General features: G+C 59.6%; 10 protein-coding genes. 2 read left to right on the forward strand and 8 right to left on the reverse strand.

Going from position 1 to position 13,105, the window contains the following annotated elements; all coding sequences use genetic code 11:
- Positions 1–109 precede the first annotated feature (109 nt).
- Positions 110–322, forward strand: a complete 213-nt coding sequence (locus D3871_RS29835) for a hypothetical protein (protein ID WP_147376820.1) — start codon at positions 110–112, stop codon at positions 320–322.
- A 1,026-nt stretch (positions 323–1,348) separates the two neighbouring features.
- Here the strand turns inward: D3871_RS29835 and D3871_RS13880 are convergent.
- From D3871_RS13880 to D3871_RS13890, 3 genes are read right to left on the reverse strand one after another with little or no spacing between them, the layout of a single operon-like run.
- Positions 1,349–2,806, reverse strand: a complete 1,458-nt coding sequence (locus D3871_RS13880; RefSeq protein WP_119769430.1) for a tetratricopeptide repeat protein — start codon at positions 2,804–2,806, stop codon at positions 1,349–1,351.
- Positions 2,803–4,689 (reverse strand): CHASE2 domain-containing protein, encoded by a 1,887-nt coding sequence (locus D3871_RS13885; RefSeq protein WP_119769431.1) that lies wholly within the window; start codon positions 4,687–4,689, stop codon positions 2,803–2,805. Before D3871_RS13885 ends, D3871_RS13880 begins: the two co-directional genes overlap by 4 nt.
- Positions 4,690–4,720: 31 nt before the next feature.
- Entirely contained in the window at positions 4,721–6,124 is a 1,404-nt protein-coding gene (locus tag D3871_RS13890) for a FecR family protein (RefSeq protein WP_119769432.1), read from the reverse strand.
- 651 nt (positions 6,125–6,775) lie between these two features.
- Here D3871_RS13890 and D3871_RS13895 point away from each other — a divergent pair.
- Positions 6,776–7,519, forward strand: coding sequence for a Crp/Fnr family transcriptional regulator (locus tag D3871_RS13895; protein WP_119769433.1), 744 nt, complete (start codon positions 6,776–6,778; stop codon positions 7,517–7,519).
- A 484-nt stretch (positions 7,520–8,003) separates the two neighbouring features.
- Here the strand turns inward: D3871_RS13895 and D3871_RS13900 are convergent, their stop codons facing one another.
- From D3871_RS13900 to D3871_RS13920, 5 genes are all read right to left on the reverse strand, one after another.
- Positions 8,004–8,930 (reverse strand): CysB family HTH-type transcriptional regulator, encoded by a 927-nt coding sequence (locus tag D3871_RS13900; protein WP_119769434.1) that lies wholly within the window; start codon positions 8,928–8,930, stop codon positions 8,004–8,006.
- A gap of 12 nt (positions 8,931–8,942) precedes the next feature.
- A complete protein-coding gene (locus D3871_RS13905; protein WP_119769435.1) occupies positions 8,943–10,022 on the reverse strand; it encodes a sulfate/molybdate ABC transporter ATP-binding protein in 1,080 nt (359 codons plus the stop codon).
- A gap of 2 nt (positions 10,023–10,024) precedes the next feature.
- Positions 10,025–10,924 (reverse strand): sulfate ABC transporter permease subunit CysW, encoded by a 900-nt coding sequence (gene cysW, locus D3871_RS13910; protein WP_119769436.1) that lies wholly within the window; start codon positions 10,922–10,924, stop codon positions 10,025–10,027.
- A gap of 1 nt (position 10,925) precedes the next feature.
- Positions 10,926–11,804: a sulfate ABC transporter permease subunit CysT gene (cysT, locus tag D3871_RS13915; RefSeq protein ID WP_119769437.1), complete on the reverse strand. Its 879-nt coding sequence runs from the start codon at positions 11,802–11,804 to the stop codon at positions 10,926–10,928.
- A gap of 386 nt (positions 11,805–12,190) precedes the next feature.
- Positions 12,191–13,054, reverse strand: coding sequence for an EAL domain-containing protein (locus D3871_RS13920; RefSeq protein WP_119769438.1), 864 nt, complete (start codon positions 13,052–13,054; stop codon positions 12,191–12,193).
- Between the last annotated feature and the right edge of the window lie 51 nt (positions 13,055–13,105).

Below are 13,105 nucleotides of genomic sequence, written 5' to 3' on the forward strand. Positions count from 1 at the left end.
TATTGAGGCCGGACAAGAATAAATGTGATGGTCATCACACCTGTATTTCTTTCTCTCAAAAACAACACGCGGAAACTACGGTACTTCAAAAGCCGCTCGCGATTTTACTGTGGAAACGTTGCTTTGGTCCAACGTAAATGCTTTTTTGGAATTGTTTTTGTTGGCGGAAGAATATGTTTTTGTTGCATTTATGGCGACGTTGTTTGTTTTTGAAGATGGTTTATTACTTGTTTGTATAAGAGGAAATAGGTCTGCGTTGTGGTTTTGGGGTGAATGGGGGTGTGGTGTTTGGGGGTGGATGGTGGTTTGGGAGGGTGATTAGAAGGGTCTGACTTGAGGATTTGGCGGTTGGTTGTGGGTTTGGCGCGGCTTGGGAGAGGGACGAGGGTGTCTGCAGCATATGTCTATATATAGAGGGTTGCAGATTGGTAAGGCTCGAGGCGGTTTTGGAGGCGGCTGCTTGGCTTCTTATTTCTTATAGATGTTTTTGAATGACGCTTTTGTTGGTGGATTGGCAGGGGAGTGAATGTCGGGTGGTATTGATAGGTTTGCGTTGGCGGTTTGCTGAGCGGTGATGTGGTTGGCTTTTGGCTTTGTTGGCGGTGGTGAGAATTTTGGGCATTCGATCCCCATCCTACGCCGGGCGCCCTAACCCTCCCCCTGCCCGGGGGCTATGCTCCGCACAGATCTTTGCAACAGGCGGTCGCAGGCGGGTATGGGTGGTTGGTCGTGCTGCCAACTTCCCCCGTCGTCCTCGCAAAAGCGCACTGCTGTCCGGAATAATGTAGTTGACAACGCACTAGAAGCTGACAGGCATTGGTGCGAGGGAGCGTATCTGTGTTCGGAGACTTGAATTTGGTTTTTTCCGATAACGGTCGTATGCGGCTGTTTGCGTTTGATGCATGTCCCTGCTTCTCCTCGTCACTCCCCCGAAAGTGGGAATCCATCAGCCGATAGGACAAGGCAGCTACCTGAATAGTTGTAGCTGAAGTGCCGGCTCAGTATGGATACCCGATTTCTCGCGTATGATGGGGGAGAGCAGGTGGCATGCCTGATAGGCCATGACCCGCTTGCAGGCACGGCAGATTTGTCAACCACATTATTCCGGACAGCAGTGCGCCTTCTCGAGGACGACAGGGAAAAGACCTTGCCAAATCAGCTGTCGGTACCCGCATGCAAGCAATCCAATGTATTGCAAAGATCTGTGCATAGCATAGCCTGCCCGGGGGAGGGAACCGGTAGGAGGTTGAAGGGCGGGTCGGTGGTTGGCTTTGTGGAGTTGAGGGTGGCGCTGATGATTATGGGGACGGCGCGGGGCGAATTGAATTCGGCGCCCTTCTGCCCTGCGTCAATGGAACCTGTATCTGTAGCCGACGCTGATGCTTTGGCCGCTCTGGCGGAACAGGGCGAGATTGGATTGGAAGCGGTTGTCTTCGGCCAGGACCATGACATCCGATACGGGGGTGAATGGGACAGTGACGCCGAGGCGGATATTGCGGCGGTTCAGGCGGCGGGCAGCGTTGTCTTCCAGCAGAGCGCTGTAGCCTTCCCTGTCGACCGCCTTGGCAAAGGTGGTGGTGAATTCCAGGCGCGCGCCCCAGGCGATGGGCATCGCGAACTGGGCGATCAATTCGGTGTGGCGGGTTTCGCCGCCGGCGCGATCGTAGACGGGATCGTCAAAGCCGGCGCGGCCGATCAGGATGGTCTGGACCGGGATAGCTTCCAGCTTGAAGTCGCATGCGACACCGGCCTGGCCCCAGAGGATATTGGCGTCGAAAATGCGCCGATCGGCATAGCGCCGCCATTCGGATTCTGCACTGAAGCCAATGCGGCAGTTCTCTACCGGGTGTTCGATCTGTGCCACCGCGCGCACGTTACGCAATAGCGATGACCCGCCCAGCCACAAATTTTCATAGTGCAGCAGGGCAGCGGCATCTCCGAATGTCGTGGCGCGGTACAGGCCGGCGCTCAGGTTAGCGCTCACTGTCGAGAAACTGTTTTCATGCACGTAGTCCCGCGTGCGCAACCCGGCCGAGAGATCCAGCGTGTTTTCGCCTAGCGTCTGCCGATAGCGCGCGTTGACGCCCGCCTGTATATAACGGTCGCTGCGTGCCTGGAATGTCGGGTCCAGCAAATAGTCGAAACGCTCGCCTTGCTCGGTGATCGGGATCGCCAGGTTTTGCAGGCCGCTGTTGGCATTGCTGTCTACACCGAACATCGCATCCGCGCTGATCTGCCATGGCGATATATGCGCTCGTGCGGCCATGCGGGCCCGGTAGCGCGAGATGATGACATTGACCAGGGGCGGCGGATTGAACTGGGTCTCGACGTAATCGAAATAGGCGTTGGCGCCTGCGGCATTGCCGGTCTCGGCGGAGGCGATCGCGAGGTCCAGCCAGGCGCCGGCGTTTTCCGGTTGCATGAGGACGACGCGCTCGAAGGCGGTGACCGCCGTTGCGTAGTCGGCCAGCTTGAGCGCGAGGATGCCAACCAGGTTGAAATAGTTGGGGTCGTCGCTGTGCTGGCGTTCCCTTGTCTGCAGTGCGGTCAGCGCGGCGGGCACATTGCCAAGGTCAAGGTGAGCGCGCACTTCGGGATAGGGCGCCAGATCTTCGGTGGCGATGCCGTCCATCGATGTGGACGAGGCCGCTACCGGCTTGGGCTGTGCCGCAGGTGCGTCCGGCTGGGACTGCGCGAAGGACGGCGGCGGCAATACCCCCGCGACCGCGACGGCTGCCAGCAGTACCGGCGCACTGACGGAAGCAAGCGCGCAGCGCCAGCGGTCTACGGACAATAAATCTTTCATGAATCGGCGCAATAAATCGTGACCGGCTGGATGCGTCCGCGGATCTGGACCGTGCCCAGCGCCCGCAGGTCTTTTTGCCCGAGCGCGTTGGCGCAGGACTGCCCCACCAATATTTGTTCCTTGTACATGTTGGTCAGCCCTTCGAGACGACTCGCAAGGATAACCGGTTCTCCCAGTGCGGTGAAGGTGCGGCGATGCGCGGAGCCAAAGTTGCCGACCAGGGCAAGGCCGGTTTCCAGGCCTATGCCGACCTTGATGGGCAAGAGGCCGAGTTCTTCGCAGAACGGGGCGAGCGCGGTCATGCGCGCCTGGATCTCATGGGCGGCGGCGAGTGCGCGGCTGGCATGCAGTGGGTCATCTTCGGGCGCGTTCCAGAAGGCCATGATGGCGTCGCCGATGAACTTGTCGATGGTGCCGTGGTGCCGGACAACGGCTTCGGCCATTTCGGTAAAGACGCGTTGCATCAGACGGGCGACGACTTCCGGCGTGGTGCTTTCGCTCAGTCCGGCAAAGCCGTGGATGTCGGCGAACAGTACGGTGATTTCGCGGCGCGAGGCGTCGACGCTGGTGTTGACCTGTCCGAACGAAGTCAGGCGATCCGCGACCGGACGCGGCAGGTAGGCTGACAAGTGCGCGAAGATGCCGGCGCGGTCGCGGCCGGTGCGATACAGCTCGGTCGACAGGATCAGCAGCACGGCCAGCGGCGGGAACACCAGCAGCGGCGACAGCGGCAGCAGGATGCCGGCGCTTTGCAGCGCGGCCATTGCGCCAATCGCGCCGCCGGCCCAGGTCGCAAGCAACCAGGCGGGAAAGACAGCGGCGCGGTGCAAGGGTTTGTCGTAGCGCCGGATCAGGCAGCCGAGCAGTAGGGCAAAAGGTAGCAACAGCGCGCCGGCCAGCAGCGTGCCATGCCTGGGCGCGACCGGGAAATCATTGTCCAGCAGCGCGGACAAAATTTCGACATGCGGCTCCAGGCCGGCGGCGACCGGGCCGAGCGGCGTGGCGATCACGTCGGACAAGCCGAGCGCGGTGCCGCCGAGCAGGACGATCACGCCCTTGAGCACGGCGGGGTCGGGGGTGCGCTTGAGTACATCGACAGCCGATACCGAGGTCCAGTCCTGGCGCGAATGCCGGTAAGGCACGACGAGCGAGCCGTCGTCAGACAGCGGCAAGGTGACGATGGGGGCGCCGTCATCGGTTTGCAGCGACAATTCCCAGGGTGCCGACAGCAAGCCCTGACCACGGCGCAGGTCCAGCCGCGCATGGCCGACCATGCCGGCATAGGCTGCTAGAGCCAGACTGGGGCGGCAGGAAGTGCCCGCACTGCAGACCAGCGGCGGCAGGCGGCGCACCGCACCGTCGCTATCGAAGATCGGGGTGATATGGCCGACGCGCGACGGCATCAGCGATGCATGGTTGGTGACGACAGGCACGCCCGGCACTTGCGGCGCGCCCTCTTCGATCTGCACCGGCAGGGTCGGCGGCAGCACGAACTTGAGTGCGGCGAGGTTGCGCTGTTCCAGGTCGAACACGACCGCGCCGGTCACTTCGGGGCGGCGCAGTTGTTCGGCCAGCCGACGGTCGTTGGGGCGCTGCTCGGGAAAAACCATGTCGACGGCGATGCCGGCCACCTTGTAATCGTCGATCAGGGTCTGGATCAGGCGCGCGAGGGTTTCGCGCGGCCAGGGCCATGCGCCCTGCTCTGCCAGGCTGAGCTCGTCGACATCGACGATGACGATGCGCGATTCGACATGCGGCTGCACCGAGAAGCGCACGCGCCAGTCGTTGAGCGCGTGGTCAACCGGGGTGAACAATCCGGGAAGTGCGGAAGGCGCGATCAGGGCTGCGCACAGCGCAACCCCGAGCAGGAAGAAACGGAACATCAATGAAGGCTAATGCGACGGGCGGTCGCTATCAGCGAGTCCAGCGCGTCACGCCCTGGATGCTCTGATTGCCGGAAAGTGCGCGCTCGAACACGTAGGCTGCCTGACCGCCACCGTCGGACAACAGTCCGTTGAGCTTTGTGTCGGGGGTATTGGTCTTACCCAATAGCAAACCTTGATGGGTTACCTCGCCGGACGACGCGATGGATACCGGCGCGATACCGTCACTGTTGACGGTCAGCGAGGTATCGAACCGACGCTGGGCAAAGTCGATGGTCAGACTGGGCGACGTGATTTGTGCGGCAGCGAGCTGATTACCGGTCATCACAATCGCTTCGGATTCGACCAGCTTGAATTTCGCGACGCCGCTGTTTGGCACAACGAGCGTTCCCGACTCTCGGAACAGGCTGAAGACGGCATTGCCGAAGAAGGGCTCGCGCCCGGGTTGGTTAACCGCATTGAAGCTGGTGTGCTCCTGACCCGCTTGAACGTAGGGACTATAGCGACCCCACCAGAAACGGGCCGGCTCGACCACGACCGGTGGTGGCTCGACCGGTGGCGGAATGCTTGTTATGGGCGGTGTTGGTTCCGGTGCGGGTGGTGTCACCTCCGGCACCGGCGTTGCGGTTGGTGTTTCGACACGGTTCTTGATGTCGGCCGCGGCGACTTCGCGCACGGCGTCGCGGGTGTCGACGTTGTTAGCCGGCTTGGCCTGCTTGTCGGCGGTGGCGCGCGGCTCTTCGGGGCGCGGCGGCGCGACCGTATTGGGCGACGACTCCAGCGCTTTTTCAGCCGGCACCAGCAGCGGCGCTTCGTTGCGGTTGCGCAGTTCCAGATAGGCGTCGCGCATGGCGGCGGTCAGTACGCGGCTGGCTGCGGATTTGCAGGGACCAAGGGAGCTTGCCAGGCAGTCGGCGGCCAGCGGGGTCATGACGACCGCGCCGCTCTGAACGGTGACGCGGGTGATGTCGGCGTTGGCCTGCACCACGAAGTCGGTGCCACGGATGCCGATGGCGGCCAGCGGTGTATTGAGACGGTAGTTTTGCCTGGATGCTTCGCCGGCACGGCCGGTGATGCTGCGGGCGACGCCCTTTTCCAGCACGAACTTGATGCGGTTGTTTTCCGGGTTGCCGGCGTCGTAGCGGTAATCTTCGATACGCAGGCGCGATTGCGGACGGATGCTGACGAAAGCGCCGTCGACCATGCGCAGGTGGATGTGGCCGGTGGCGCCGGTTTCAAGGAGTTGGCCGGCGTTGATGTTTTCGCCACGGGCGACCGCGCGGGCCTTGCCGTCTTCGCCGACGACGCTGGCGTCGCCGATCACGAAGGAGACTGAGCCAGCCGGATCAGCCGCCAGTGCGTATGCGGAACTCACCGTCATACAGACCAGTGCGACCCACTTCTTCCAGCCAGTTGAAACTACCGGTTGCATCATGTCTCTCGCTTTACAGATGGGAATACCCCTGATTTGGCAAAAAGTATAGCAGCTTCGATTGCCAAGCGGCTATATATGCTGTTATTCGCGCGTGTTGGAAATGGAACAACGGGGGGTAACTTCGGGGAAATGTTGGCTTCTTGTTAAATTTTTTGGGGGTGGTGGGATTGATTGTTGGTTGCGGGGGATAAGAGCTTATCAAGTTGAATTGAGAAGATCGAGGTTTGAACCTGCCGCTGAAGCGTCCTTCGCTGGGCTCCTTCTCCCCTTGCAGGGGGAAGGTTGGGATGGGGGTGTGAAGGTCGATTTACAGACTGCGCGAGCTCAACCTCTCTACCCCCATCCTAGCCTTCCCCCTGCAAGGGGGAAGGGACTTTACGGCGGATTGCTATTTAAGGTGCGCTTGACGTGCGTTTGCTTTACATCCAACAAACCACCCATCCAACACCCTTGCCATTCCCCCCATCCACAATTGTTCCACAAAAAAACCAAAAAAATTCCTACGCGAAATCCATGGTCTTGAGCAATAATTGGTCCTGATAAAGCCTTTAACTATTTGAAGTTATTGAATTTTTACGTTTTCCATCCAACTGACGGCCTGTTACTGACAGAAAACCATCGGCGCTGGAAGCAGTTGATTATCGAAGCTACATGCCAATTGCATTAGAAACCGCTGCCAACATACCGCTATTCAAGGGCCTGGACCAGGAGACGCTGATCACCGTCGCGAAACTGATGTCCAGCCGCAGCTTTCTGAGCCACGACATTGTCTTGCGCAAGGGCGATGAGGCGGATCACTTGTGCTTTCTGCTTGCCGGGCAGCTGCAGGTGGTCGATGTGACCGAGGATGGGCGCGAGATCGGGATTCACTTCATTTCGCCGGGTGCGTATTTCGGCGAACTGTCGGTCATCGACGGCGCGCCGCGTTCGGCTTCGATCGTCTCGGTGAAGCCTTCGGAAGTGGCTTTCCTGCCGACCGCGCAGGCACGCGCACTGATCTTCAATCGTCCGCTGGTGGCGGAGCGCTTTCTTACGCATTTCGCGCAGATCGTGCGCGCCTCTTCGCGGCAGCGCACGCTGCTCAGCATTCCGAATGCCTTCCAGCGCGTGTTTGCGCAGTTGCAGCAGTTTGTCCGCGATACCAATGAAGGCCAGGTCATCGAAGGCTTGCCCAAGCAGCACGAGATCGCGATCATGGTCAACACCAGCCGCGAAACCGTGTCGCGCGCGCTGCATACGCTGATGAAGCTGAATATCGTCGAGAAGAAGGGAACGATATTCATCGTCAATCGGCCGGATCAGTTGAAGACGGCTGCGGTAGCGGGGCTCGATGAGATGCCGGCGACGAATGCTAACAACGGACCCAAGGTCGAGAAAGCAGAAAAAGCGGCTTGATTGGGATTGAGCGTTCGACTGTCTACCTAGCACATGGTCAGCGTAGCGTCCGGAATTATTTTCTTGAAATGGTGTAGCGGCATTTGCATGCGGGTATGGTGGCTACATCACGTCGCTTCCCTCTCCCCGTCATGCCCGTGAAAACGGGCATCCATGCTGACGTTGCCCCTGCTTCCCCTCGTCATTCTCACGAAAGTGGGAATCCATAAGCCGATAGAACAAAGCATCTACCTGAATAGTTGTCACCGAAGTGCAGACTCAGTATGGATACCCGATTTCTCGGGTATGACGGGGGAGAGCAGGTGGCATGCCTGATAGGCCATGACCCGCTTGCAGGCACTGCAGAGTTGTCAACCACATTATTCCGGACAGCAGTGCACTTTCGTGGGGACGACGGGGATAGGGGATGCCTGATTTGACGGCAAGTAACCGCGTGCGAATGGCGCTGGAACAGGTGCATGTTCACGGCACCAGACGCACCGCGCTACGCCCCCGCATTCAATGCCGTCTCGATATCCCTGCGCCGCAATTCCGGCGCGAACTGCAAGATAAACTCATACACATAAGACCGCAGATAAGCCCCGCGCCGCACCGCAAGCCGCGTCACATTCGGCGCGAACAGGTGCGCCGCCTCCACCGCGCGCAAGCCCCGCGCCAGATTGGTTTCCACCGCCATCGATGCGACGATGCCCACTCCCATTCCTAACGACACATACTGCTGGATCACATCCGAATCCATCGCGGTCAACACGATATCGGTTGCAATGCCCGCTTCGCGGAACGCGTCGTCGATATGGCTGCGGCCGGTGAAACCGACGTCATAAGTGATCAGGGGATAGGCAGCCAGCTCTTGCAGCGATACCTTGTGCGCGCCGCTCAGCGGATGATCTTCCGGCACCACGATCATGTGGCTCCAGCGATAGCAGGGAAACGACACCAGTTCTTCAAACTGGCTCAGGCCTTCGGTGGCGATACCGACATCCGCCTTGCCGGAGATCACCCATTCTGCAATATGTTCCGGCGAGCTTTGCTGGAGCGCGATGCGCACATCGGGAAACGCTGTGCGAAAGGATTGCACGACGCGCGGCAGCACATAGCGCGCCTGCGTGTGGGTGGTGGCGACGGCCAGCGTGCCGCTTTTTTCGCCGGCGTATTCCTGGCTGGCCTGGCGCAGGTTTTCCGCTTCGAGCAGGAGACGCTCGATGATTTGCAGGATGCCCTTGCCGGGATCGGTCAATCCGGTCAGGCGCTTGCCGTTGCGCTCGAAAATCTCGACGCCGAGTTCTTCTTCCAGTTCGCGTATCTGCCGGCTCACGCCGGGTTGCGATGTGAACAGGACATTCGCGACTTCGGTCAGGTTGTAGCCGCGGCGCGCGGCTTCGCGAATGGAACGTAGTTGCTGGAAATTCATACGTGCTCCCGATCAGGCCGATTGACTGGCAGACTCGTTGACGAACACCCGCAGGCGCTTTGGACGCACAATCAGGGTTTCGCCTTCGGTCAGGCCGAGATGCTGGTAGCGTTCGGTCGAGATCACGGCTTCGATCAATTGCGCATTATCGGCGCGCACCAGTTCCAATTGCGCGAGCGGACCGATGGCATGGCTGCGGCGCAGGCGGGCAACGATGCCTTCCGCGTCCGCCGTGTAGCGCTCGACCTCGATGTCATGCGGCCTTACAAAGCCGATACCGTTGGCATCTTGTGCCTGCGCATGATCGGGCGCGTCGAAGGCGATACCGCCGGAATCCAGCACGCCTTCATGCACGCGGCCATGGAAGAGGTTGACGTTACCGAGGAAGCCGTACACGAAGGACGAGGCCGGATGGTTGTAGACCTCGTCGGGCGAACCGATCTGCTCCACCCTGCCCTTGTTCATCACCACGATCTGGTCGGCGACTTCCAATGCTTCTTCCTGGTCGTGCGTGACGAAGATGCTGGTGACATGCAATTCATCATGCAGGCGACGCAACCAGCGGCGCAGTTCCTTGCGCACCTTGGCATCGAGCGCGCCGAAGGGTTCGTCCAGCAGCAGCACGCGCGGCTCCACCGCCAGCGCGCGCGCCAGTGCGATACGCTGACGCTGGCCGCCCGACAGTTGCGGCGGATAGCGATCGGCGAGCCAGTCGAGCTGCACCAGTTCCAGCAGCGACATGACTTTCTTTTTGATCTCGCTTTCCGATGGGCGCACATCGCGGCGCTTGACGCGCAGGCCGAAGGCGATGTTTTCGAACACGCTCATATGCTTGAACAGTGCATAGTGCTGGAACACGAAGCCGACCTGGCGTTCGCGCACATGCTGGCCGGAGGCATCTTCGCCATCGAGGAATACGTGACCGGAATCGGCCTGCTCCAGGCCGGCGATGATGCGCAGCAGCGTGGTCTTGCCGCAACCGGATGGGCCGAGCAAGGCGGTCAGTTCGCCTTGAGGAAAATTCAATGAGACGTTGTCGAGCGCAATGAAATTGCCGAAACGCTTGTGAATGTTTTTGACTTCGATACTCATGATTATTCCTGATCCGGTTGCAGATTGACTTCGTTGGCGCGCCATTCGATGAAGGACTTGATCGCGAGGGTGACTAGCGCGAGCAATGCCAGCAATGAAGCGATCGCGAATGCGGCGACGAAGTTGTATTCGTTGTACAGAATTTCCACATGCAGCGGCATGGTGTTGGTCTCGCCGCGTATGTGTCCGGACACGACCGACACCGCGCCGAACTCGCCCATCGCACGCGCATTACAGAGCACCACGCCGTACAGCAAGCCCCACTTGATGTTCGGCAGCGTCACATGCCAGAACGTGCGCCAGCCGGACGCGCCCAGCACCAGCGCGGCTTCCTCTTCTTCCGTGCCTTGCGATTGCATCAATGGAATCAGCTCGCGTGCGACGAAGGGAAAGGTGACGAACATGGTTGCGAGCACGATGCCGGGCACGGCAAACAGGATCTTGATGTCGTGCTCGGCCAGCCACGGACCGAGCCAGCCTTGCGCGCCGAAGATCAGTACATAGATCAGGCCGGCGATCACAGGCGACACCGAGAACGGCAGATCGATCAGCGTGAGCAGGATGTTCTTGCCGCGAAATTCGAACTTGGCGATACACCATGCGGCTGCCACGCCGAATACCAGGTTCATCGGAACGGCAATCGCTGCAGTCAGCAGGGTCAATTTGATCGCGGCGATCGCATCGGGCTCGACCAATGCGAGCAGGTAAGTGTCCCAACCTTTCTTGAGCGCTTCGGCAAAGACCGCGATGAGTGGAATGAACAGGAACAGGGTCAGGAAGGCCAGCGCAGCGCCGATCAGCAGTGCGCGCACCCAGAACGGTTCGACGGTGGCCGCCGGCGTGTACGCGGGTTCGCCGCGCGCCTGCACGCCGATGGATAAGGAAGCAGCAGCACCGGCCATATCAGACTTTCTCTGCCCGGCCGCGTGTGCGTGCCCAGGCTTGCAACAGGTTGATCGTCAGCAGCAATATGAAGGACACGATCAGCATGACCACTGCAATCGCAGTCGCGCCGGTGTAGTCGTATTGCTCCAGTTTGGTAATGATGAACAGCGGCGTGATTTCGGACACCATCGGCATGTTGCCTGCGATGAAAATCACCGAGCCGTATTCGCCGGTGGCACGCGCAAACGCCAGCGCAAAACCGGTCATCAAGGCTGGCAGGATGGTGGGGAAAATCACATGCGCGAACACTTGCAGGCGGTTGGCGCCGAGACTGGCGGCGGCTTCTTCCAGCTCGCGTTCGGCTTCTTCCAGCACCGGTTGCACGGTACGCACGACAAACGGCAAGCCGATGAAGGTCAATGCGACCAGCACGCCCAGCGGGGTGAAAGCGACCTTGATGCCGAAGGGTTCGAGATAGCGACCGATCCAGCCATTGGCCGAATACAGCGAAGTCAAGGCGATGCCGGCCACCGCGGTGGGCAAGGCAAACGGCAGGTCGACCAGGGCGTCGATCACTTTCTTGCCGGGGAAGCGGTAGCGCACCAATACCCAGGCTACGATGCCGCCGAACACTACATTGAGCGCCGCGGCGATCAGCGATGCGCCGAAAGTCAGGCGGTAGGAGGCGAGGACGCGGTCGGAAGTGGCGGCGGTCCAGAAAGCATCCCAAGTCATGGTGAAGGTCTTCAGAAAGACCGCCGACAAGGGAATCAGCACGATCAGCGCCAGATAGAGCAGCGTGAAGCCGAGCGATAAATTGAAGCCGGGCAATACGCGCGATGAAGTCCGTCCCGGCGATGCGCTTTTGATATCAGATGGTGTTATTGCACTTGCCATACCTCTCCCTTGTGCCTGCTTTCCGATGAAATATTGCTTTGGATGCTGGCTTTATTACGAATTCAGCTATAGAGAGGCAATAATTGCACTTGAAACTTATAAAGAGAACGACTTTTTTTGCATTTATATAGGCTGAATTCAAATAAGGAGGGAAATTGCGGGGGGATATGGGCTGAGCAACGGTTGATTAAAGAAAGTCTTCTAAGGAAATTTTTGCTGCGGCTAATTCTCCCTTCTCCCGCAAGCGGGAGAAGGGCGGGGGATGAGGGGGCTTGCCAAGACCGACTAACGTTGCGACCGCCCTCACCCCTACGCCGGGCGCCCCCGCCCCTCTCCCGCTTGCGGGAGAGGGGAGTTTGTTCGCTACTGCTTGAAAGGACTGTTTCTCACGCCGCATCCGCATGCGTAAAGAAAGGCTGATGTGAGGGCATTGACAGCGATTGCGATGCATCCCTCGCAATCGCTGCCGCAGGCAAATCCCATACAAAATCTTGCACCAGCAGCGATTGTCCACTTGCCTTGGCAACCCGCTCCAGTTGTTGCAAACGCTCCGCATGTTCAATCCGCTTGAAAATGACACGAATCTTTTGCTCGGCGCATTTCTCAAGCAACCGGCATGCAAGCTCGTCCGGAATACCTTGCCGCGTATCGACCTTGATCGCCTCGGGATGCACCCGATTAATGAGCGACAAGGCTTCCGTCACACCGGACGCCTTGACTGCGATGCGAAAGCCATTGCGCCTGTAATTGTCGGCGACATAGTTCAACAGCCATGCCTGATGCTCGGGGATCACGGGCAACTGCAGCACGATGCGCTGCTGAGGCAAATCCAGCACCCGCAGCACGCGACTGAATGCCGTGCCATGGTTGCCATCGACCGCAGCCAGCAAGCGCGCGTGCACGCTCAGGTAAAGATCGCTGCCGAGCGCTGCCGGCTGACGGAAGAAATTGATCGCATGCAGCACGCGGCACAAGCGGTCGAGTTCGACCGATTCATCGTCGTTGGCTGCATGGTCGAGCAGCTTCCATAGACACAAGCCCTGATCCTTGCCGGAGTTGCTGCGGGCGAAGCCTTCGTAACCTACGACCAGTCCTGTACCCAGCGCGCGGATGGGTTGGAAGGCACTGGTCAGCGTGGAATTGAAATAGCGTCCCTGCGCACGTCCTTCGGCATCGATCCACACGCGCGTATCCGCCTGCGTAGTGCCGTAAAGACGTTCGAGATAGTTTTCCAGTCCTGGAAAAGCCATGGCGGCAACCCCTTTCACATGAGGTCAGATCATGATGTTCGCTCGTCGGCC

The organism is Noviherbaspirillum saxi (assembly GCF_003591035.1).
GTDB lineage: Bacteria > Pseudomonadota > Gammaproteobacteria > Burkholderiales > Burkholderiaceae_D > Noviherbaspirillum > Noviherbaspirillum saxi.

Excerpts from the sequence above, each read along its gene's own strand:
- D3871_RS13880 (WP_119769430.1), bottom strand. The coding sequence starts at position 2,806 with ATGAAAGATTTATTGTCCGTAGACCGCTGGCGCTGCGCGCTTGCTTCC.
- D3871_RS13885 (WP_119769431.1), bottom strand. The coding sequence starts at position 4,689 with ATGTTCCGTTTCTTCCTGCTCGGGGTTGCGCTGTGCGCAGCCCTGATC.
- D3871_RS13890 (WP_119769432.1), bottom strand. The coding sequence starts at position 6,124 with ATGATGCAACCGGTAGTTTCAACTGGCTGGAAGAAGTGGGTCGCACTG.
- D3871_RS13895 (WP_119769433.1), top strand. The coding sequence starts at position 6,776 with ATGCCAATTGCATTAGAAACCGCTGCCAACATACCGCTATTCAAGGGC.
- D3871_RS13900 (WP_119769434.1), bottom strand. The coding sequence starts at position 8,930 with ATGAATTTCCAGCAACTACGTTCCATTCGCGAAGCCGCGCGCCGCGGC.
- D3871_RS13905 (WP_119769435.1), bottom strand. The coding sequence starts at position 10,022 with ATGAGTATCGAAGTCAAAAACATTCACAAGCGTTTCGGCAATTTCATT.
- cysW (WP_119769436.1), bottom strand. The coding sequence starts at position 10,924 with ATGGCCGGTGCTGCTGCTTCCTTATCCATCGGCGTGCAGGCGCGCGGC.
- cysT (WP_119769437.1), bottom strand. The coding sequence starts at position 11,804 with ATGGCAAGTGCAATAACACCATCTGATATCAAAAGCGCATCGCCGGGA.
- D3871_RS13920 (WP_119769438.1), bottom strand. The coding sequence starts at position 13,054 with ATGGCTTTTCCAGGACTGGAAAACTATCTCGAACGTCTTTACGGCACT.